This window comes from Flavobacterium sp. PLA-DH12, from assembly GCF_059511845.1.
The window spans coordinates 208,674-229,540 of record NZ_JCAMPD010000007.1 but is presented as its reverse complement, the minus strand read 5'-3'; the positions used below and the strand labels follow the sequence as shown (position 1 = coordinate 229,540).

Sequence of the window (20,867 nt, the reverse complement as noted above, 5' to 3'; positions counted from 1 at the left end):
TCACTTTTCCAACCAAACAAAAAATCGACTTAATTAATTATGAATAAATTTTTTAGTATCTGTGCACTACTGTTCTGCGGTGCCGCTTTTTCACAGATTCCAACTCTGGATGTCGAAAATCAGAAAAAAAATTCGGTAATCTTACAGGAGGTAAAAATTGAAACCAAAATTTTAGGAAATCTTGCTTCCACTACAGCTACTTATACATTTTACAATCCTGGCGACAGAATTTTAGAAGGAAATTTTACCCTTCCGTTGCCAGAAGGAGTAAGCGTAAGTGGTTATGCTTTGGACATTAATGGAAGCTTAAGAGATGCCGTTCCTGTTCCAAAAGAACGAGCTAAAGAAGTATTTGAAAGTATTGAAAAAAGAAATGCAGATCCAGGTATTATTGAAAAAGTAGCTGGAAACAATTTCAGAACTAGAATTTATCCAATTACAGCTAGAGGCAGCCGATTTATTAAAATTACGTACAATCAAGAATTGAAAAATTCGGCTACTGATTATCAGTACTTTTTAAGTTTTGCCAATGCTATTAACATTCCAAAATTTAATCTGAAAGTAGTAGTTAATGAAAGTTTAGCCACTCCTAAAATCACGGAAAATCCAGACGGAAGTTTTACTTTTCAGAAAAAAGGAAACCAATGGATTGCTGAGATTAATAAAGTAAATTTTACGCCAAATGAAAGTCTTAAAATAGCTATTCCAAAAGTAAACGAATCGTCGAATGTGATGCTTCAAAAAGCTTCTGACGATAAATCTTATTTTGCGGCAAGTGTTTCGATGAATTTCCCTGTAAAGGAAAAAACAAAATCTCAAAAAGTTGCCATTATTTGGGATAATTCATTTAGCGGATCAAAGAGAGAGCGTCAAAAAGAACTGGACTTTCTTAATGCTTATTTTTCAGACAACAAGAATGTTGCAGTCTCTTTTGTTCTTCTAAATAATACGCTAGAAAAAACAGAAGAATTTACTGTTTCTGGAGGAAACTGGAATGCCTTAAAAGACAGAATTCTTAATCTGAAATATGATGGTGGAACTGACTTCGGCGCTTTAAAAGAGATTTCATCAATAGACGAATATCTTTTGTTTTCTGACGGAATTTCAAATTTTGGAGATTTAACTTTAAAATTCAAAAAACCGGTTAACACTATAACAAGCACCCCAACTTCTGATTTTAATCTGCTGAAACTTTTAGCATCACAATCTGGAGGAAATTTTATTAATCTTAACGAGTTAGATACGCAATCTGCTCTAAAAACATATAAAAGGCTTCCGATTCTGTTTTTAGGCTTTAAAGAAACAAATACGCTTCAAGAGTTATTTCCAAATGTTGGAACCGCCGTAAACGAACCTGTGAATATATTCGGAATTTCATCTTCGAACTTGAGTAAACTTACTGCTGTTTTTTCAGTCGGAGACAAGAAATTTGAAGTGCCTGTAGATTTTAGTAACGCTGTACAAGTAGATAATTGGCCTCTTGCACAGTTTTGGGCGCAACGAAAAATTAATGATCTTGAACTTAATTCAACTCAAAACAGTGATGAAATTAGAAATCTGAGCGAACAGTTTGGGGTTGTAAGTAAGAACACCAGTCTTATCGTATTGGAAGATGTTAATGATTATGTGCGTTTTGGCATTACTCCTCCACAGGAATTATTACCAGAATACAACAGAATCGTTTCTCAAAACAAAAAACAAATTTTAGAAAAAAGAAGAAATCTTCTATCTAAAGCTTTTGATAAAACACGTGAACTGACAACTTGGTGGAACAGTGAATTTAAGCCTACAGAAAAAAAACAATATCCTACAATTTCTAAGCAGTCACAAAAATTGTCATCAGCAGAGGAAAGTGTTGTTAGCGATAATGCTTTATATTCTGCAGAAAGTAGAGCAAGCGATAAAAAAACAGCTACAGGTAAAATAACTTTGGTAGAGGTTGAAAGCACTCAAGAGTACATGAAAGATTTTCAATCTTTACAATCGCCGGAATTGATTTACCAGAAATATCTTGAAAATCGTCTAAAATATGAGAAACAGGTAACCTATTATTTTGATGTTTCTAAGCTCCTATTCAAAAAAGGTGACAAAGCTCTTTCTCTAAAGGTTTTAAGTACATTAGCAGAACTTGATTTAGAAAATGAAGAATTGTACAAAACGATATCTTATCTGTTGAAACAGAGAGGCAATTATGAAAAAGAATTATGGATTACTCAAAAGATTCTAGAATGGAGACCATTTGACCCTCAAAGCCACAGAGATTATGCATTGGCTTTGGTAGACAATAAAAAACCTCAAGAAGCTCTTAATATCTATAAAGGCATGCTTTATCAGGAATATACCGATGAGATTTCTATTAGAGATAATGGTATCGAAGAGATTTTGATTATGGAAATCAATAATATTTTGAGTCAAAACAAAAATGTTGATGCAAGTAAAGTAGATGATCGTCTAAAAGCAAACCTTCCAGTCGACATTCGTATTGTTATTAATTGGAATAAAGACAATACAGATATAGACCTTTGGGTTACAGATCCAAGAGGAGAAGATTGCTCTTACTCTCATAGATCTACAGAAATTGGAGGAAGATTAAGCAACGATTTCACTCAAGGTTTTGGTCCTGAGCAATTTTTACTTAAAAAAGCGATTAAAGGGAAATATAAAATTAAGACGAATTTCTTCGGCGAAAGACAGAACATTCTTTCTGGACCAACGACTGTAATGGCAGAAGTTTACCTTTATTATTCTGATGGCAGACAGGAACGTAAAATTGCTGTTTTCCAAAGTCAAAAAGAAAACAAACGCGAAAGTGACAGTAAAATTCTAATTGGAGAATTTGAATTTTAGAAATTACAAAGCTTACTAATATTCAAACCCGACAGATTTTAGAATCTGTCGGGTTTTTTATTTTTAAAACGAATATTTCTCCAATTTCTTTCCTTGAATATCCAAAACCTTTGTACTCTCTTTTGGAACATCGCCTTTTATAACTTCTTGAACAGATGGATTGGATGGATATTTTCCGCCTTTCATTTTTAGAAGATGAAATTTTCCTCCACTTTCAAATATCAAATCATAAAACTTTTCAGTTGCTGAAGAAGTTACATAAATCGGGAAATCCGTTACTGTGAAACGATTGATTACATTACCATCATTCTTTAAAATATAACCCGAGCATCCTCCGCTTCCGCAAAAATAAGGGTTGGCAAAACCAACTAAATATTCGTTTTTCTTATCATTATTTAAATCGAAAGCTTCATAATAAAAATAACGATCGTCTTTGGTCAGTGCAGGGATATCATTCTTTAATAAAACCAATAACTGTTTACGGATTAACTCTACGGCTTTATCTTCTTTTGGCGTAGCTTCACTTAAATTTGCTGTACCACCAAGTGTTTTAGATAACGTATCTTGAACAACTGTTTTTACAATATTTTTCGAATTATCTTTATTTTGACAAGAGCTTAATGCCAAAATACTCATTAGAATTAAAATCTTATTTTTCATAATCTGATATTTTAAATTCGTTATAATTTACACCAGTAATGCCGCTTTATTTTCAATATCATTTTGAGTCAGCAATGATTTTATATTGTTAAAAGTCACCAAAGCAATCTGAGTTAAAGCTTCGTTGGTAAAAAACGCCTGATGTGCTGTTACCAAAACATTTGGAAAACTCATTAAACGCTGAATTGCATCATCTTGAATAATATCTGCCGAAAGATCTCTAAAGAACAATTTTTCTTCCTGTTCGTAAACATCAATACCTAAATAACCTATTTTCCCTTCTTTCAAACCTTCAATAACAGATGACGTTTCTATTAATCCACCGCGACTGGTATTGATTATCATAACACTGTTTTTCATAAAAGAAATAGAAGTAGCATTGACAACATGTTTTGTTTGCTCATTCAGCGGACAATGAAGCGAAATAATATCACTAGATTTAAAAATCTCTTCCAAGCCGACAAAAGAAACACCGTCCTTTTTCATTTCTTCATTTTCTATAATATCATAAGCCAAGACTTTACAGCCAAAACCTGATGCTATCTTGGAGAATGCTTTTCCGATATTTCCAGTTCCAATAATTCCGATTGTTTTCCCGAATAAATCGAAACCTAATAATCCGTTTAAAGAGAAGTTCTGCTCTCGAACTCTATTATAAGCTTTATGTGTTTTTCTATTTAAAGTTAAAATCATTGCCATGGCATGTTCGGCAACTGCTTGCGGAGAATATGCGGGAACACGGCAAACTTTTATGTGGTGTTTTTTAGCTGCCTCCAAATCGACATTGTTAAATCCAGCGCAACGTAAGGCAATTATTTTTACTTTTTTTTCTGCTAATTGTTTAATAACGGTTTCATTTACAATATCATTTACAAAAACACAAACAATCTCGCACTCTTCAATTAAAGCTACAGTCTGAGGATTCAATTGTATTTCAAAGAAATTCAACTGAAAACCAAAATCTTCATTGTATTTATTGAAAAACGTTTTATCATATGGCTGAGTAGAGAAAAAGGCAATTTTTCTTGCATCTGGATTTGAGTTCATGATATTCTATTTTTTTATGTATTATTTTTAAAATTCCCTTTTGGCAGATAATACAGCCATCCAAAACCAATCAAAAATAAAATAAGCGAACCTATAAAAGCAGGAATTAAAATTTCTTTATTGTTATCTAATGCATTGTTTAAAGCAGCATACAATAACCAGATCTGAATGCTTACATTTAAGATTAAAACAAATATTAAAGTAGACAGAATAACATTCAACTTATTAGGATTTGCTTGATTTTGGCTTTTTCTAAATGTACTCATAATTTTTATTTTAAACTATTAACTTTCTTTATTTTCGAATGCTTTTACGAAAATTTTATCCCCTTTTAAAAGCACTTCTAACTGAGGCAACGCTCTCGGCGGAGGTCCAGCGATAACATCTCCCGTTAAAGCATCAAAAGAACCTTCGTGGCACGGACAATGAATTATTCCTGTTCCAGGTTTGTAATAAACGGCACAAGAAAGATGCGTACATTTTTGTTCGTAGGCTCGAAACATGCCGCTTTCTAAATGCACCAAAATATAAGGAATGGCACTTCCTTCAATCACAAAACCTCTTGTTCCGCCTAACGGAATATCTTTTACTTCACACACAAAATGTTCTCCGACAACTTCTTCGCCAGGCAACAAATACGCTTTTGCTGCGACCAAACCACTTCCTACCATTAAGCCTCCAGAAACTAGTGTAAGAAACTTGGCAAAATCACGACGGCTGACTTGTGTCGATTCCTGCTTTTTATATGGAAAATCTTTCTTCCAGTTTTCACTTAAATTATCTTCTTTAGACATGGATTTTAGATTTAGAATATTCGTAATTCGTTGCTTCCTTTTGGCATCATGATATTCACTTTTGTATTGACACGTTCTTTCCCGAAAACAAATGAATTTACAGGAGTGCTGTTTGGACGCATTTCTTCAATCTGAGCGCGAGTTCCATAAAACAGCGCGCCACTCGGGCAAACCGTTGCGCACATTGGCTTTTTACCAACGCTGGTTCTATCGTAACACATATTGCATTTCATCATCAAATCATATTCTTCCATTTTCTTTGGAACTCCAAACGGACAAGCCATTACACAATTGGAGCAGCCAATGCAGCGTTCTGTATTTGCGGTATGAACTACTCCGAATTCATCTTGCGAAATCGCATCAGCTGGACAAACATTTGCACAAACTGGATCTTCGCAATGCATACAAACCTGAACTGTGGTCTGAATGGTGACAGCACGCTCTACATAATTAACATGAATCATGGATTCCTGACCATTCGTTTCACATTCCGAACACGCCATTTCGCACGCTTTACAGCCTATGCATCTTTGTAGGTCTACAAAAAACTCTTTGTTTTTATTATAATTGGTTACATTCATAATTGTTGCTTTTTATAGATTAAACACTTGCATAAGCATCTGATTTGTCTGATGAGTTTTCGATTTCGCCCAAAGGTTCCAACTTACAAGCACAGACTTTAAATTCTGGAATTTTAGAAATCGGATCTAATGTTCCAGGCGTTAACTGATTGGCCGATTTTTTCCCCGGCCAGTGATAAGGAATAAAAACGGTATCTTTTCGAATGGTTTCTACAATATTGGCAGGAAAAATTCCTTCTCCTCTTCGGGTTGACACTTTTACTAGTTCCCTTTGCTGAATATTATATTTCTGAGCCATTTCTGGATGAATTTCCAACAAAGGTTCAGGAAATTGATCTACTAGTTTTCCTATTCTTCTAGTTTGCGTTCCGCTTAAATATTGAGAAACAACTCGACCAGTTGTTAATGTTATTGGATATTCTTCATCTGTAACCTCGCCAGGCAGTTTATAAGGAGCTGGATTAAAATGTGCTTTTCCGTCTGGTGTGGCAAATTTTTTATCTTCCCACAATCTTGGCGTTCCAAGATGATCTTCGGTTGGACATGGCCAGAAAACACCCATATTATCTTCTACTTTTTTATAGGTAATTCCGTTGTAATCAGCAGTTCCTCCTTTTGAAGCGACACGCAGTTCATTAAAAATGGCTTCACTATCTGCGTAAGTAAATCTTTCTTCTTCGCCTAATCTCTTTGCTAATTCTAATAATATTGAAGTGTCTGTTCTCGCATCGCCTGGAGGTGTTACAGCTTGACGAATTCGGATAACACGTCCTTCGGCTGAAGTTGTCGTTCCCTCCTCTTCTTCCTGCAATGAACCTGCTAAAACAATATCAGCATGACGTGCTGTTTCGTTCAAAAAGAAATCTATTGCCACATAAAACTCTAATTTTTCAAGAGCAGAACGCACATAATTATTATTCGGTAAAGACACTAACGGATTAAAACAAATCGAAATCAATCCCTTTATTTCACCACTGTGAATGGCTTCTATAATTTCATAAGCTGTAATGCCTTTATGAGGCATATCTTCTTCCTTAATATTCCAGACATCGGCAATGTATTTGCGATGATCCATATTTTCGATATCACGATTTCCGGGCAATTGATCACATTTATGACCGTGCTCTCTTCCTCCCTGTCCGTTTCCTTGCCCCGTAATGGTTCCGTAACCACAATATGGTCTTCCAATTCTTCCTGTTGCCAAAACCAGATTAATGCATCCTAATACATTATCGACACCTTTTGAGTGATGTTCGATTCCTCGTGCGTGCAGTAAAAAGCTCGTTTTTGCTTTTCCCCATAATTCAGCTGCCTCTTTAATTTTTTCTTTCGAAATTCCCGTAATCTCTTCTGCCCATTCTAAAGTATAATCCTTTACGGCATCAATTGTTTCTTGAAATCCCGAAGTATGATTATCGATAAAATCATGATCTAGCATATCATGATCTACGAGATATTTTAGCATTGCACCATATAAAGCCGAATCGGTTCCCGGTCGTACATCTAAATGGACATCAGCAGTTCTTGCCAATGGAATAACTCGCGGGTCGACTACAATTAATTTAGCGCCGCGATCTCTCGCTTTCCAGATCCAATGGGTTAATGTTGGAAACGTCTCACTAATATTCGCTCCCGCAACAATAATAACTTCAGCATATTCTAAATCCGAATAATTGTTTGAAGCTCGATCTAAACCAAATGCTTTTTTGTTTCCTGCGCCAGCACTTACCATGCAAAGACGTCCGTTATAATCTAAATTTCTTGTTTTTAAAGCTACTCTAGCAAATTTTCCTACCAAATAACTTTTTTCGTTTGTAAGCGAAACTCCAGATAACATCGAAAAAGCATGTTTGCCGTATTTTTCCTGAATTCTTTTAATTTCCGAAACGGTTTTATCCATAGCTTCATCCCAAGTAGTTTGTTCAAAACCTTTGCCTTCTACTCTTTTTATGGGGTGTAATAATCGGTCGGGATGATTGTTCTGCATATAGCGCTGAACACCTTTTGGACACAAACGGCCTTCGTTGAACGGAAATTCCATCCAAGGTTCAAAACCAACCACTTTATTGTCTTTTACAGATAATTGAATTCCGCACTGCATGCCGCAAAAACAGCAATGCGTTTTAACCGTTTTATCTGGTTCATCACGTCCTGGATATCCTTCTTTTGGCGTATAATTCAGATGCGGACCAAATGCTCCAATTATTTTTTCGGTTGATACAGGTAGTTTTGCCATGATTTTTTTTTGTTATTTTTCGGTTTCAGATTTCATATTTCATGTTTCACGTTCTGCGACGAAACTTAAAACCTGAAACTTGAAACTATAATTTTATCCAAATAAATTTCCGCCTTCGATTCTTGCTTTTAAATGCGCTTTTGCCAAACGATCTCGTTTTCCTTCGGGACTTAAATCCAGATGTGAATTTCCTTGATCGTCACTAAAGTCAAAGCCTAATTGTTTGGTTACAATTTTTAAATCATCAATATGAAGCTGAGTTGTAAAAGGTTTTCCTGTTTCTTTACAGATTGCCATTCCTTTTTTCATTCCTTCTTTTTTGTAAATGTGCGCACCAATCTGCGCAGGTCGTTGAATGATATGGAAGAACTTTCCAAACGGAATCCATATTAAAAACATTATTACCGTTACGGCATGAACCACTGCGAGAAAATCATACGCAAATCCTTTCATAAATTGATAAGAGTAAGTCAGACACAAACCTGTAACCGAGATTGCAATTAATAATAAAAGCGGTAATAAATCTCCTTCGAAAGTTTGAGTTGCAATTAATCCCGGATTGGTTAAACGTCTTCTTAAATAATAAAGTGATCCAAAAATAACTAGATAGGAAGACCAGTTTAAGGCATGGAAAGTCAAAAAAGCCATAATAGAATCCAACCTGAAATCCATTACTTTAAAACCAAAAAAGTGAGCTTCGTAAACTGAAATGGAATTTGGTGCCAAAGTAAAATGAATCCATCCAAACGTTAACGGAAAAGTAATTGCAAAAGCCGAAAAACAGCCAATTGCAATACAGAAATGAGCCAGCCATCTGTACTTTCCTCTTGGATAAATGAACTTCTGAAAAGCGATATTTTGAACTGATTCTTTTCCTAAAAACCACAAATGCGAAAATACTTTTCCTGTAAAGAGAAAATGAATTCCGCGCTTGAAATACATCCAAGTTGGCGGTCGTTGCAGCCAAACTGTATAGCGATACACGACTCCGAAAAATGCAAACAGAGTTCCGAATAAATAGGTAACTAAGGCCGCATCAAAATTCTGCAATTTTCTTGATCCATAAAAAACCAATACGACCATAAAAACCGAAGCTGCCGTTGCAATTAATAAAGCTTTCGTATTAAATGTTTTTTCTTTCATGACAGATTATTTTCGATCAATATCTTTAGCCATTTCAGGCAGTTTTTCTTTTGTCATTTTCACAATTACACGGTGCATCCAAATCAGACAGGTTAATGATAGTGCCAGAATAAAAAGCCAAGAACTCGTCCAGAATCCAGTAAATGATAATAAATACCCGAAAATAATGGGTCCGAAGAATCCACCTAAACCGCCTAAGAGTCCGACCATTCCACCAATTACACCTACTTCATTGGGAAAATAATCTGGTATATGTTTGTACACCGCGGCAGAACCAATTCCCCACGAAATTCCTATTAGAATAACCAAAACTAAATACACCCACATATTGGCTTCAAAATGAATTTGTGTAATTCCTTCTGCCAATAAATCTTTTTTCTGTATTTTTTGATTTTCTGCTACGACAACTTCCTGCCATGTTTTTTTGGATGGAAAAAATTTAGAATGCGGCTGACTTTCATCTTTCTGACTTATAGCATATTCTTTACCATCAACCACTATTTTATCTGGCGAAACCGCTGTAACAGTTCCGGCTTTACTGGCCAAGAGACCACTTCCTGAAGTAGTGATGTCCATTTTTGGAAACAATAATAAAAAGCTTAATACGACCGAAGAGCTCAAAACCCAGTACATTACCTTTCTGGCTCCGAATTTATCCGACAAAAAACCTCCAAAAGCGCGTACGACACCCGCAGGTAAACTAAAACAAGAAGTAAAGATTCCGCCTAAAACTAAAGTTGTGTGATATACATTCATAAAATTTGGCAGAAGCCATTGCGAGAAAGTCACAAACGAACCAAATACTAAGAAATAATAAGTTCCGAAACGCCAAACACGCACTCTCTTTAAGGGTTGCAATAATTGTTTTACAGTTTTAGATTGTGCTTCACTTTTTTTGTTTTTAGCGAAAATCAAAAATACAATTCCCATTAATAGCAAAGCAGAACCATAAAGTACAGGAAGCCATTTCCATCCATTTTCAGGATCGTTTTCTGAGAATGTACTCAAAAGTGAAGGCGCCAAAAAAGGTGTTATAGAAGCTCCAGCAGTGCCCATTCCAAAAATTCCTAAGGCTCTTCCCTGCCATTCTTTAGGATACCATACAGAGGTTGAAGCTACTCCTACAGCAAAACTGGTTCCTACCATTCCGAATAGAAAACTTAAAATGGCAAAAACAGTAAAAGAAGTTGCAAACGGCAAAAGAAATAACGGAATTGAAGCCAAAATCAATAACCCAGAATGTACAATTTTGCCACCAAACTTATCAGTTAAAATTCCCATTGGCAATCTCATGATTGATCCTGTAAGAACAGGAATTCCCAATAGCCAGCCAATTTGCACAACGCTCCAGTTAAAAATTTCTTTATCAACTAAAAATGTAACTAATACTCCGTTGAGGGTCCAGCATGCGAAACAGATTGCAAATGCCAAAGTATTTAAAAAAAGAATGCGGTGGGCTTGAGAAAGATCTGCCATAGAATAAAGTATTAAATTGTGTTTTTGAAATCTATTACTGAAATATGGGAATCATGGACATTGCTTTTCATAAACAACAGAAAAAGCAATAGTTTCCTAAAGTTAAAAAAAATATTCGAAGCAAGATACTTACTGTCAAATATTTAGCGTTATAATAATCTTATTTAAATTCATTCTTTAAAAAAAATGTAAATCAATCTGTTAAATAAAACACAATTTTAAAAGACTGATTAAACCAGTTTTAAATAATAAAGTCTAATCTGAAAACAATTAAAAAACTTGAATATGAAAAAATTATTTATCGCAGCTATGTTATTTGTTGGAATAGCAAGTTTTGCACAAGACATGGATCAAAAACCAGCACGTGAGCAAAGAGAAAGAATGACTCCAGAACAGCGTAATGAGAAACAGCTTCAAAAACTGACTACAGAATTAAATTTAGATGCGAGTCAGCAAGCACAGGTAAAGCAGCTTTTAGCAGATAGAAGCGAAAAAGCCGAAAAATTTAGAGAAGCTAGAAAAGAAAAAAAAGACAGTAACACAAAACCAACTGCTGAAGAAAAAGCGGCTTTCAAAAAACAAATGGAAGACGAAGTCGCAGCAAATGATGCTAAAATGAAATCGATCTTAAAACCTGATCAATACACAAAATGGAAAGCGCTGCAAGAAGAGAAAAAAGACAAAATGAAGGAAAAAATGAAAGAGCACAAAAAAGATAAAATCTAATTTGATGCATAAAAAAAGAGGCTTTAAAAGCCTCTTTTTTGTTATTTAAAATGTTTTCGAAACTTTATCGATCGCATTGATTGTAAAATCTAAATCTTCGTAAGTCAAAGCGTCTGTAATGAACCATGTTTCGTATGCAGATGGCGCAATGTAGACACCTTCCTGCAACAATCCATGGAAAAATTTCTTGAATGTTTCGTTATCTCCTTTCGCAGCAGTCTGGAAATCGGTTACCGGATTTGCATCAAAGTGAACAGAAATCATAGAACCTACTCTATTGATTGTAAAAACAACATTGTTAGCTTTTAAAACTCTATCAATTCCTGCTTCTAAATAAGCTGTTTTTTCTTCTAAACGAGTAAAAATTTCTCTGTCATTATCTAGAGCTTTCAACATGGCATATCCTGCCGCCATTGCTAACGGATTTCCAGACAATGTCCCTGCCTGATAAACTGGTCCAAGAGGCGCTAAATAATTCATAATTTCTTCACGTGCAGCAAAAGCTCCAACTGGCAATCCTCCACCGATAACTTTTCCGAAAGTCACAATATCAGCATCAATTCCATATAATTCCTGAACACCTCCGCGAGCTAAACGGAAACCTGTCATTACCTCATCAAAAATCAATAAGATTCCGTTTGCAGTACATAGTTCTCTTAAACCTTCAAGGAAACCTTTTGCAGGTGGAATACATCCCATATTTCCTGCAACTGCCTCGATTATGATAGCAGCGATTTCTCCGTTATTAGCTTCAACCAATGTTTTTACATTTTCTAAATCATTGTATTTCGCTAACAAAGTATCTTTTGCAGTTCCTTCTGTAACTCCCGGACTATTTGGAGATCCAAAAGTTACGGCACCGCTTCCTGCCTGAATCAAAAATGAATCAGAATGACCGTGGTAACAGCCTGCAAATTTTACAATTTTATCTCTTTTTGTAAATCCGCGAGCTAGACGAATTGCGCTCATACAAGCTTCTGTACCTGAATTTACAAAACGTATTTTATCAATATTTGGAACCATAGAAACAGCCAAAGCTGCAATTTCTGTCTCCAATTCTGTTGGCATTCCAAATGAAGTTCCCAGTTTTGCTTTTTCGATTACCGCATCAACAACTGGCTGATATGCATGACCTAAAACCATTGGTCCCCAAGAGTTGATATAATCTATTAATTTGTTTCCGTCTTCGTCGTATAAATAAGCACCTTTAGCACTTTTTACAAAAATCGGAGTTCCGCCAACTGCTTTAAACGCTCTAACTGGTGAATTTACTCCTCCCGGAATTACTTTTTCTGCTTCAGCAAAAAGCTGACTACTTCTTTTGTATAACATTCTTATTTTTGATATTTAAATTGTAGAGTTCATATTTATCGGCTTAAGCCTCTTATAAACTCATTAAAATATTTTCCTCAATTTATTCTTTTTGCAGACCTTGCGTATCCATGATGCGAATCAAACTCTTCTTTTAAAGCCCACCTGTTTTTACATTTGTCGCATTCATATGTTTCTTCTTTAATACTATAACAACCAGCATCTCCCTCCTGAATTTTCTCTACAAAAGTTAAAGACTTTAGAGAACAAGTTAATCCGGAATATTTTTCACATTCTTTTGGATTCCCACATTGTACAGAGTTGTCATAAAAATAAACTTCTGCAATTTCAAAATGTTCAACAGGAAAGTAATTTTGAGTCTCAAATGGAGCATATTCATTTGATACAACTTCGTTTACTTGTAACCATTTTTGAACATTTTTGTATTCAATCATTTTCCATAAACCGCCACATTTGGAGCATTTATAGATTAAAATTTTCAATTTCCCTTCTCTCAAGAAATAGGAATCTAATTCTGTTAAATATTCCTTTTGACAAGTAAGTTCTAGATTAGATCTTTTAAAGTTTTCACAATAGTTATAAATCATTGTTATTTTAGATTTAATTTATCGGCTTAAACCTTTATCTAAAACAAACTCATTGAAATATTTTTGTTCTATTTGTTCTTCTTTTGAAAGATCTTCCATTTTTTTATCTGACATTCCTACAGGCGAATGAAATCTCCATTTCCAGGTTGGCCTATATTTTATGAAAAAGTATGTTTCATAAAATTCGTCATCCTTATAAACCCCACAAAAAAGTCTGACAGTTAAAAAAACTACTACAGAGACAAAAACTATAATTAAAACCTTATTTTTCATTGATAATTATTTCACTTTCAACCTCTGTCCAATCGAAATCGCATTATCAGTCAGATTATTTTTTCTTTTTAAATCCTCAACCAATAAATTGAATTTTTTTGAAATCGAATACAAAGTATCTCCTTTTTGAACCTCATATAAATTCGGATCATATTGATTCATATTGATCTTTGGATCAGAAGCGACGTCATAAGATGATTTTTTTGGTGGAGCTGAAGTATTTATTGGCACATAATTTCTTCCTGTAACTTGACAATCATACTGATGCAGATTGTATCGCTCAATATAACTAATCAATTTATCTGGATATTTAGGATCTGTTGCATATCCGCAAGCTCTAAGCCCTTTTGCCCAAGCCTTGTAATCATCTTTTTCGTAAGTGAATAAACTGGCATATCGTTTTTTTCCAACCAAAAATAAAGCGTGATCTCTATATGATTCTGATGCCTGAGGATATTTTCTAAAACATTCCTGAGCCGAGTCATCGTCATGGCGAACACTTTCGCCCAACCAATCATTATGGCACTTTATTCCAAAATGATTATTAGCATCTACAGCCAAATCTCCTCTTCCTGCACCAGATTCCAAAATTCCCTGCGCCAAAATAATACTCGCTGGAATTCCGTAAGTTTTCATGTTTCCCATTGCAATTTCTTTGTACTGCAACACATAGTTATTAATTAAATCACTGGTAACAACTGTTTTAGATGTAGATTGAATAACCTCAGTTGTATTATTTGTAGAAGGGTAATTTTTACCGATTGGTTTAACAGGAGTATTTCTTTTTGCTGCCGCTGTTCTGCTTTGAACGGCTGCCGCTTTTTTGGTCGTCGCGATGGCAGGCTTACTAGAAGAGCAGCTTGCTAAAGCTAATATTACGAGAAGTAATACAATTTTTTTAATCATTGGTTTTGAGTATTGGTAATTTCTTCTGCTTCAACTTTATATTCATTCCGTCAATTCCCTGCAATCCGCCTGTGTGAATGAGTAAAATTTTTGAATGTGGAGGAAAATAATTTTTGCCGATTAAATCTATAACGCCAAAAACCATCTTTCCTGTATAAATTGGATCTAAGGGCACTTTTGTTTCTTCAAAAAAAGCATTCATAAATTCAATTAATTCTAAATTTATCTTGCCATAACCTCCAAAATGATAGTCAGAAACTAAATTCCAGTTATCTTTATTTGCAAAAATACGAATTTCATCGGTTAAAAAGTCACCTTTTAACGCTGGAAACCCCAAAATTTTCTGATTTGGCAGCGAATTATTAATCAATCCCGAAATCGTGCCGCCTGTTCCAACAGCACAGCAAACGTAGTTGAAAACCGCATCTTCAACTGTCAAAATCTCTTCGCAACCTTTTACGGCGAGTTCGTTTGTTCCGCCTTCAGGAATGAGATAAAAATCGCCAAATTTATCTTGCAGCTTTTGTAGAAAAGATTCTTCGTTTTTTAAACGATACTCTTCTCTTGAAACAAACTCAAACTGCATTCCGTTTTCCTGAGCAAATTTCAAGGTTGGATTTTCTTCTATTTTATTTAAAAGCTCATCGCCGCGAATAATGCCGATCGTCTTAAAACCTTGTTCCATTCCTGCATAAGCTACAGCTGCGATATGATTGGAAAAAGCGCCACCAAAAGTCAATAAAGTGTCTTTATTTTCGACTTTAGCCTGAAGCAAATTGTATTTCAGTTTTCTGAATTTATTTCCTGAAACAAACGGATGAATTAGATCTTCTCGTTTAATTGTCAACGAAATATCATTCGGAAACTGAATATTTATATTTTGATTGAAAACTGGATTCATTTTTTAAAGTTGAAAGTCGAAAGTCAAAAGTCGAAAGTGATAATTCATGTCTTGATATCTTAAAGCTTATTGTATTTCAGAAACTGAAAAAATGATCTGTTTTTCAGATAATTCAAATCATTTTCTTTGGCGTAAGCTTCTCTTTCAAAACTGATATTTCGATACGCTAATGCCCCATTTTTATATTGTATCAAACGAATTAGATATTCTAAAAAATACCAGACAAAAAACGGAATTACTAAAAGTTCTAATTGCTGTCTCAAATGAATCTTTTCATGATTAACAAAAACCTCATTTTTTTTATCAAAATTATATTTTACCAAAACAAACGGAAATACAGCCATTCCTCGATAACCTTTCGGAATTAAATATTTGGCAACAATCAGAAACATTGGCTGTAAAATTTATAAATTTGTAGCTATAAAATTGTTCGATTTCAATAAAATCATAATCAAATCTTTTTATTTTTGATTATGATTATTCGAAAAGGAACGCGAAGCAGATTTATGAAAGAGCAAAGTAATGAAAATAAATTAATCGAAGGCGAAGATTTTTACTATACGCCTGAAGGTTATAAATGCTTTACCGAAAAACATCATTTAAAACGCGGTTATTGCTGCAAAAGCGGATGCCGTCATTGTCCTTATGGGTTCGATAAAAGAACGGGCGAAATAAGAAGAAAAACGAATTAGATAATTCTAAAATCAACAATCTAAAATATTAATATGGATATCCATTCAAGAAAATTCAGGATTAAAATCCACAAGTCCTATCACAGGTCGGATATCCGCTATCCTTAGTTTTTTAATTAGAAAATGTGACAATTTGCCAATGTGACAATTTTAAAATGAGGCAATTAAAATAAATTTCAAATTTTAAATTCCAATTTCGTCGGTTAATATTTCGCTCCACTGGAGCTTTTATATTGGGGTTACTGTTTTTCTATAAATATTTCGCCTTTCCAAGGCTTTATTTTATCAGCTCCAGAGGAGCTAAATACTTATAGAACCAATTAACCATCAGTCACATTTGAGCCCCAGCGGGGCGGCATAATTAAAAAAAACAAAAATTAATCTGTTGTTAATCTAACCGCAATATCTTAGCGTCTTAGAACCTTAGCAACTTAGCATCTCTAAAAAAAAATGACTTTCAAAGAACAAATACAACAAGGAATACCTTCTATATTACCTCCAAAAAAGGACTACGATCCAGCAATTAATCATGCTCCGAAACGAAAAGAAATTCTTTCGGCAGAAGAGAAAAAACTGGCGCTTAAAAATGCTTTACGTTATTTTGATCCAAAACATCATGCCGAATTAATTCCTGAATTTTCAGAAGAATTAGAAACTTACGGACGTATTTATATGTATCGTTTTCGTCCAGATTACAGAATGTACGCAAGACCGATTGAAGAATATCCTGGGAAATCATTGCAGGCAAAAGCGATTATGCACATGATTCAAAACAATTTGGATTATGCTGTGGCGCAACATCCGCATGAATTGATTACCTATGGCGGAAACGGTGCTGTTTTCCAAAACTGGGCACAATATTTATTGACAATGCAGTATTTGTCTGAAATGACAGATGAGCAGACTTTAACGATGTATTCTGGGCACCCAATGGGATTGTTTCCTTCGCATAAAGAAGCACCAAGAGTTGTGGTAACAAACGGAATGGTTATACCAAATTACTCTAAGCCTGACGATTGGGAAAAAATGAACGCTTTAGGAGTTTCACAATACGGACAAATGACAGCGGGAAGTTACATGTACATTGGCCCGCAGGGAATTGTACATGGAACTACAATCACGGTTTTAAATGGTTTCAGAAAAATAAAACAAAATCCTGAAGGAAGTTTATTTGTAACTTCTGGTCTTGGCGGAATGTCTGGCGCACAGCCAAAAGCTGGAAATATTGCAGGTTGTATTACGGTCTGCGCCGAAGTAAATCCGAAAATTACTAAAATACGTCATGAACAGGGATGGATTAATGAAGTGGTAACTTCGACTGACGAATTAGTTGCCAGAGTAGCTTTGGCGAAAACCAATAAAGAAACTGTTTCTATCGCTTATTTAGGAAATGTTGTCGACGTTTGGGAACGTTTTGATCAAGAAAACATCAAGATTGATTTAGGTTCAGACCAGACTTCTCTTCATAATCCTTGGGCTGGAGGTTATTATCCGGTTGGAATTTCGTTTGAAGAAGCAAATGATTTAATGGCAAATAATCCCGAATTATTCAAAGAAAAAGTTCAGGAAACTTTACGTCGTCATGCAGATGCAATTAACAAACACACAGCAAAAGGAACCTACTTTTTTGATTATGGAAATGCCTTTTTACTAGAAGCTTCTCGCGCTGGTGCAGATGTAATGGCAGCAAATAATATCGATTTTAAATATCCTAGTTACGTTCAGGATATCATGGGTCCAATGTGTTTCGATTACGGGTTCGGACCTTTCCGTTGGGTTTGCACTTCAGGAAAACCAGAAGATCTATTAAAGACAGATAAAATTGCTTGTGACGTTTTAGAGAAAATGGCAGAAACCGCTCCAAATGAAATTCAGCAGCAAATGCAGGATAACATTAAATGGATTAAAGGCGCGCAAGAAAACAAATTGGTTGTAGGTTCTCAAGCTCGAATTTTATATGCCGATGCTGAAGGAAGAATTAAAATCGCTGAAGCATTCAATCAAGCAATTGCAAAAGGCGAAATTGGCGCTGTGGTTTTAGGACGCGATCATCACGACGTTTCTGGAACTGATTCGCCATATAGAGAAACGTCAAATATCTACGATGGATCCCGTTTTACTGCCGATATGGCCATTCATAATGTGATTGGAGACAGCTTTAGAGGAGCAACTTGGGTTTCTATCCATAATGGCGGCGGAGTTGGCTGGGGAGAGGTTATAAATGGTGGATTTGGTATGGTTCTTGATGGTTCTACAGAGGCCTCAAAGCGTTTAGCTTCAATGCTTTTCTGGGATGTTAACAACGGGATTTCAAGAAGAAGCTGGGCACGAAATGAAGGTGCTGTTTTTGCTATAAAAAGAGCCATGGAAGTTGAGCCATTATTGAAAGTAACTTTACCTAATCTAGTCGATGAAAGTTTGCTTTAATTAAAATTGAGAACATTAATTCTTAGAAATATGAAAACACTTAAGTTAATTCCGTTTTTGCTACTGCTGATACTTACTTCTTGCAGTACCGTGACCGTTTATTCTGATTATGACAAAACTGTCGATTTTACGCCTTATAAAACGTACGCCTACTTTAAGCCAGGAATTGACAAGGTTGAAATATCAGATTTAGATAAAAGAAGAATTTTACGCGCTATTGATGATCAAATGCAAGCTAAAGGCTTTACAAAAAGCGAAAATCCTGACTTGCTGGTAAACATTTTTACAAAATCAAGAGAACAAGTAGATGTAAACCAATTTACCGCTGGCTGGGGTTATGGCTGGGGCTGGGGTTGGAATCCTTACATGATGTATGGGGGACAAACTACAGTTTCTACTTCTACTGAAGGAACTTTATACATTGATTTAATCGATGCTAAAAAGAAAGAAATGATATGGCAAGGTGAAGGTATTGGAACTCTAACAAGAAATATCGATAAGAAAGATGAGAAAATTGCTGAGTTTGTAACTAAAATTTTAGCTCAATATCCACCAGTTAAAAAATAAGTTTTCAGTCTCTCCCGATAGCTATCGGGAGAGTTTTTTTCATAAAAACTTAAAATAATTTTTGATAACTTCAATAAATAATTAATACATTTGCCTTTCAATTAGCAAAGAAAATGACAAACTTTAACAACATTATTATCGCTATTATTAGCATTATTGCAATTCAGCAATAATGGCGAGGTGCTATATAAGTTTGTAAAATATAATTTATAAGAACCTCCCAATTGGGAGGTTTTTTATTTTTAAAAAGTTTAAGACAAATATTTTTTTGCCACAGATTTCACAGATTCACACAGATTAAAAATCATTATAATCCTTTTAATCTGTGGCAAAAAAAATTAAAAACAAAACATCATGAGTTTATTTGAAGAAGTACTTAATGCCCAAAAGCATCTCGAGAATGTAGTTGCGGCAACGCCATTGACCCAAAATTTAAATCTATCAGACGAATTTGAATCGACTATTTTATTAAAAAGAGAAGATTTGCAAATTGTTCGTTCGTATAAAATTAGAGGTGCATACAATAAGATTTCTTCGTTAAATGAAAAAGAAAAAGCAAACGGAATCGTATGTGCCAGTGCAGGAAATCACGCGCAGGGCGTCGCTTATTCCTGTAATTTACTACACATAAAAGGCAAAATTTATATGCCCAAAACAACTCCAAAACAAAAGGTAAAACAAGTTCAGTTATTCGGAAAATCGTTTGTTGAAATTGTTTTAACCGGAGATACTTTTGATGACGCTTATGCTTCTGCAACCGCAGATGCTATTAAAAATCACAAAACATTTATTCATCCTTTCGACGATGAAAAAGTAATCGCTGGGCAGGGAACTGTCGGATTAGAAATTCTTGAAAGCTTTAAAGAACCAATCGATTATGTTTTTGTTCCAATTGGCGGCGGGGGATTGGCATCGGGATTGTCTGAGGTTTTTAAACATTTAAGTCCGCATACAAAAATCATTGGTGTTGAACCAAAAGGTGCTCCTTCGATGAAAACTTCCATTGAAGAAAACAAAAACACACCTCTAAAAACTATAGACAAATTTGTAGATGGCGCAGCTGTAAAACAAGTTGGCGATAAAACTTTTGAAATCTGCCGTTATAACCTAGAAGACATTATTTTAGTTCCAGAAGGAAAAGTCTGCACTACCATTTTGAGATTATACAATGAAGAAGCAATGGTGGTTGAACCTGCGGGTGCATTGACAGTTGCTGCTTTAGATTTTTATGCAGCTAAAATTAAAGGCAAAAATGTAGTCTGTATTGTAAGCGGAAGCAATAATGACATTGAAAGAACTGCCGAAATAAAAGAACGATCTTTATTATATGAAGGTTTAATGCATTATTTTATGATTCAGTTTCCACAGCGTCCTGGAGCTTTAAAAGAATTTGTCAATAATATTTTAGGTCCAGATGATGACATCACTTACTTTCAGTTTGCAAAGAAAAACAGTCGCGAAGTTGGTTCTGTAGTTGTTGGTTTAGAATTGAAAAACAAAAATGATATTATGCCAATTAAATTGAAAATGACCGAAAATGGTTTTGAGTTTCAATACCTGAATGACAATCAAGATTTGTTTACTCAATTAATCGGATAAAATAAAAAAAGGCTGTCAGATGGGACGACAGCCTTTTAAAATCAAATCAAATTACTAATTGAATTGTGGATGT

General features: G+C 34.8%; 20 protein-coding genes. 6 read left to right on the top strand and 14 right to left on the bottom strand.

Features of this window, described 5'->3' with window-relative positions; translation table 11 throughout:
* Window positions 1-39 precede the first annotated feature (39 nt).
* Complete coding sequence (locus tag AC5ZCW_RS15475) at window positions 40-2,847, top strand: DUF2135 domain-containing protein (RefSeq protein ID WP_496120759.1); 2,808 nt, start codon at window positions 40-42, stop codon at window positions 2,845-2,847.
* Window positions 2,848-2,910: 63 nt separating this feature from the next.
* Here AC5ZCW_RS15475 and AC5ZCW_RS15470 read toward each other — a convergent pair whose 3' ends face one another.
* From AC5ZCW_RS15470 to AC5ZCW_RS15435, 8 genes are all read right to left on the bottom strand, one after another.
* Window positions 2,911-3,507: a hypothetical protein gene (locus AC5ZCW_RS15470; RefSeq protein ID WP_496120758.1), complete on the bottom strand. Its 597-nt coding sequence runs from the start codon at window positions 3,505-3,507 to the stop codon at window positions 2,911-2,913.
* A 27-nt stretch (window positions 3,508-3,534) separates the two neighbouring features.
* A complete protein-coding gene (locus tag AC5ZCW_RS15465; protein ID WP_496120757.1) occupies window positions 3,535-4,554 on the bottom strand; it encodes a 2-hydroxyacid dehydrogenase in 1,020 nt (339 codons plus the stop codon).
* A gap of 14 nt (window positions 4,555-4,568) precedes the next feature.
* A complete protein-coding gene (locus tag AC5ZCW_RS15460; protein ID WP_177210660.1) occupies window positions 4,569-4,820 on the bottom strand; it encodes a DUF6755 family protein in 252 nt (83 codons plus the stop codon).
* Window positions 4,821-4,838: 18 nt separating this feature from the next.
* Window positions 4,839-5,348: a QcrA and Rieske domain-containing protein gene (locus AC5ZCW_RS15455; protein WP_343542755.1), complete on the bottom strand. Its 510-nt coding sequence runs from the start codon at window positions 5,346-5,348 to the stop codon at window positions 4,839-4,841.
* A gap of 11 nt (window positions 5,349-5,359) precedes the next feature.
* Complete coding sequence (locus AC5ZCW_RS15450) at window positions 5,360-5,929, bottom strand: 4Fe-4S dicluster domain-containing protein (protein ID WP_496120756.1); 570 nt, start codon at window positions 5,927-5,929, stop codon at window positions 5,360-5,362.
* Between the two features lie 19 nt (window positions 5,930-5,948).
* Window positions 5,949-8,165 carry a molybdopterin oxidoreductase family protein gene (locus tag AC5ZCW_RS15445; protein ID WP_496120755.1) on the bottom strand — a complete coding sequence of 739 codons (2,217 nt, stop codon included), beginning with the start codon at window positions 8,163-8,165 and terminating at the stop codon, window positions 5,949-5,951.
* Window positions 8,166-8,258: 93 nt separating this feature from the next.
* Window positions 8,259-9,308, bottom strand: coding sequence for an MFS transporter (locus AC5ZCW_RS15440; protein WP_281631366.1), 1,050 nt, complete (start codon window positions 9,306-9,308; stop codon window positions 8,259-8,261).
* 6 nt (window positions 9,309-9,314) lie between these two features.
* Window positions 9,315-10,784, bottom strand: a complete 1,470-nt coding sequence (locus AC5ZCW_RS15435) for an MFS transporter (RefSeq protein ID WP_496120754.1) — start codon at window positions 10,782-10,784, stop codon at window positions 9,315-9,317.
* A gap of 285 nt (window positions 10,785-11,069) precedes the next feature.
* Between AC5ZCW_RS15435 and AC5ZCW_RS15430 the strand changes: the two genes are divergently transcribed.
* Window positions 11,070-11,510 (top strand): DUF4890 domain-containing protein, encoded by a 441-nt coding sequence (locus AC5ZCW_RS15430; RefSeq protein WP_343542762.1) that lies wholly within the window; start codon window positions 11,070-11,072, stop codon window positions 11,508-11,510.
* Window positions 11,511-11,555: 45 nt separating this feature from the next.
* Here AC5ZCW_RS15430 and hemL read toward each other — a convergent pair whose 3' ends face one another.
* From hemL to AC5ZCW_RS15400, 6 genes are all read right to left on the bottom strand, one after another.
* Entirely contained in the window at window positions 11,556-12,842 is a 1,287-nt protein-coding gene (hemL, locus tag AC5ZCW_RS15425) for a glutamate-1-semialdehyde 2,1-aminomutase (protein WP_496120753.1), read from the bottom strand.
* 77 nt (window positions 12,843-12,919) lie between these two features.
* Window positions 12,920-13,429 carry a hypothetical protein gene (locus AC5ZCW_RS15420; RefSeq protein ID WP_496120752.1) on the bottom strand — a complete coding sequence of 170 codons (510 nt, stop codon included), beginning with the start codon at window positions 13,427-13,429 and terminating at the stop codon, window positions 12,920-12,922.
* Window positions 13,430-13,447: 18 nt separating this feature from the next.
* Complete coding sequence (locus tag AC5ZCW_RS15415) at window positions 13,448-13,702, bottom strand: hypothetical protein (protein WP_496120751.1); 255 nt, start codon at window positions 13,700-13,702, stop codon at window positions 13,448-13,450.
* 6 nt (window positions 13,703-13,708) lie between these two features.
* A complete protein-coding gene (locus AC5ZCW_RS15410; RefSeq protein ID WP_343542768.1) occupies window positions 13,709-14,608 on the bottom strand; it encodes a glucosaminidase domain-containing protein in 900 nt (299 codons plus the stop codon).
* Window positions 14,601-15,509 (bottom strand): 1-aminocyclopropane-1-carboxylate deaminase/D-cysteine desulfhydrase, encoded by a 909-nt coding sequence (locus AC5ZCW_RS15405; RefSeq protein ID WP_496120750.1) that lies wholly within the window; start codon window positions 15,507-15,509, stop codon window positions 14,601-14,603. Before AC5ZCW_RS15405 ends, AC5ZCW_RS15410 begins: the two co-directional genes overlap by 8 nt.
* Before the next feature lie 59 nt (window positions 15,510-15,568).
* On the bottom strand, window positions 15,569-15,901 hold the full coding sequence (locus AC5ZCW_RS15400) for a hypothetical protein (protein ID WP_496120749.1): 333 nt from the start codon (window positions 15,899-15,901) through the stop codon (window positions 15,569-15,571).
* Between the two features lie 114 nt (window positions 15,902-16,015).
* Between AC5ZCW_RS15400 and AC5ZCW_RS15395 the strand changes: the two genes are divergently transcribed.
* From AC5ZCW_RS15395 to ilvA, 4 genes are all read left to right on the top strand, one after another.
* On the top strand, window positions 16,016-16,201 hold the full coding sequence (locus AC5ZCW_RS15395; RefSeq protein ID WP_111377387.1) for a C1orf53 family protein: 186 nt from the start codon (window positions 16,016-16,018) through the stop codon (window positions 16,199-16,201).
* A gap of 450 nt (window positions 16,202-16,651) precedes the next feature.
* Window positions 16,652-18,628, top strand: a complete 1,977-nt coding sequence (gene hutU, locus AC5ZCW_RS15390) for a urocanate hydratase (RefSeq protein WP_496120748.1) — start codon at window positions 16,652-16,654, stop codon at window positions 18,626-18,628.
* 30 nt (window positions 18,629-18,658) lie between these two features.
* Window positions 18,659-19,195, top strand: coding sequence for a DUF4136 domain-containing protein (locus AC5ZCW_RS15385; RefSeq protein ID WP_496120747.1), 537 nt, complete (start codon window positions 18,659-18,661; stop codon window positions 19,193-19,195).
* 354 nt (window positions 19,196-19,549) lie between these two features.
* The gene (ilvA, locus tag AC5ZCW_RS15380; RefSeq protein WP_496120746.1) at window positions 19,550-20,794 is read left to right on the top strand and encodes a threonine ammonia-lyase IlvA; all 1,245 of its coding nucleotides are present in this window, start codon (window positions 19,550-19,552) and stop codon (window positions 20,792-20,794) included.
* Window positions 20,795-20,867: the final 73 nt, after the last annotated feature.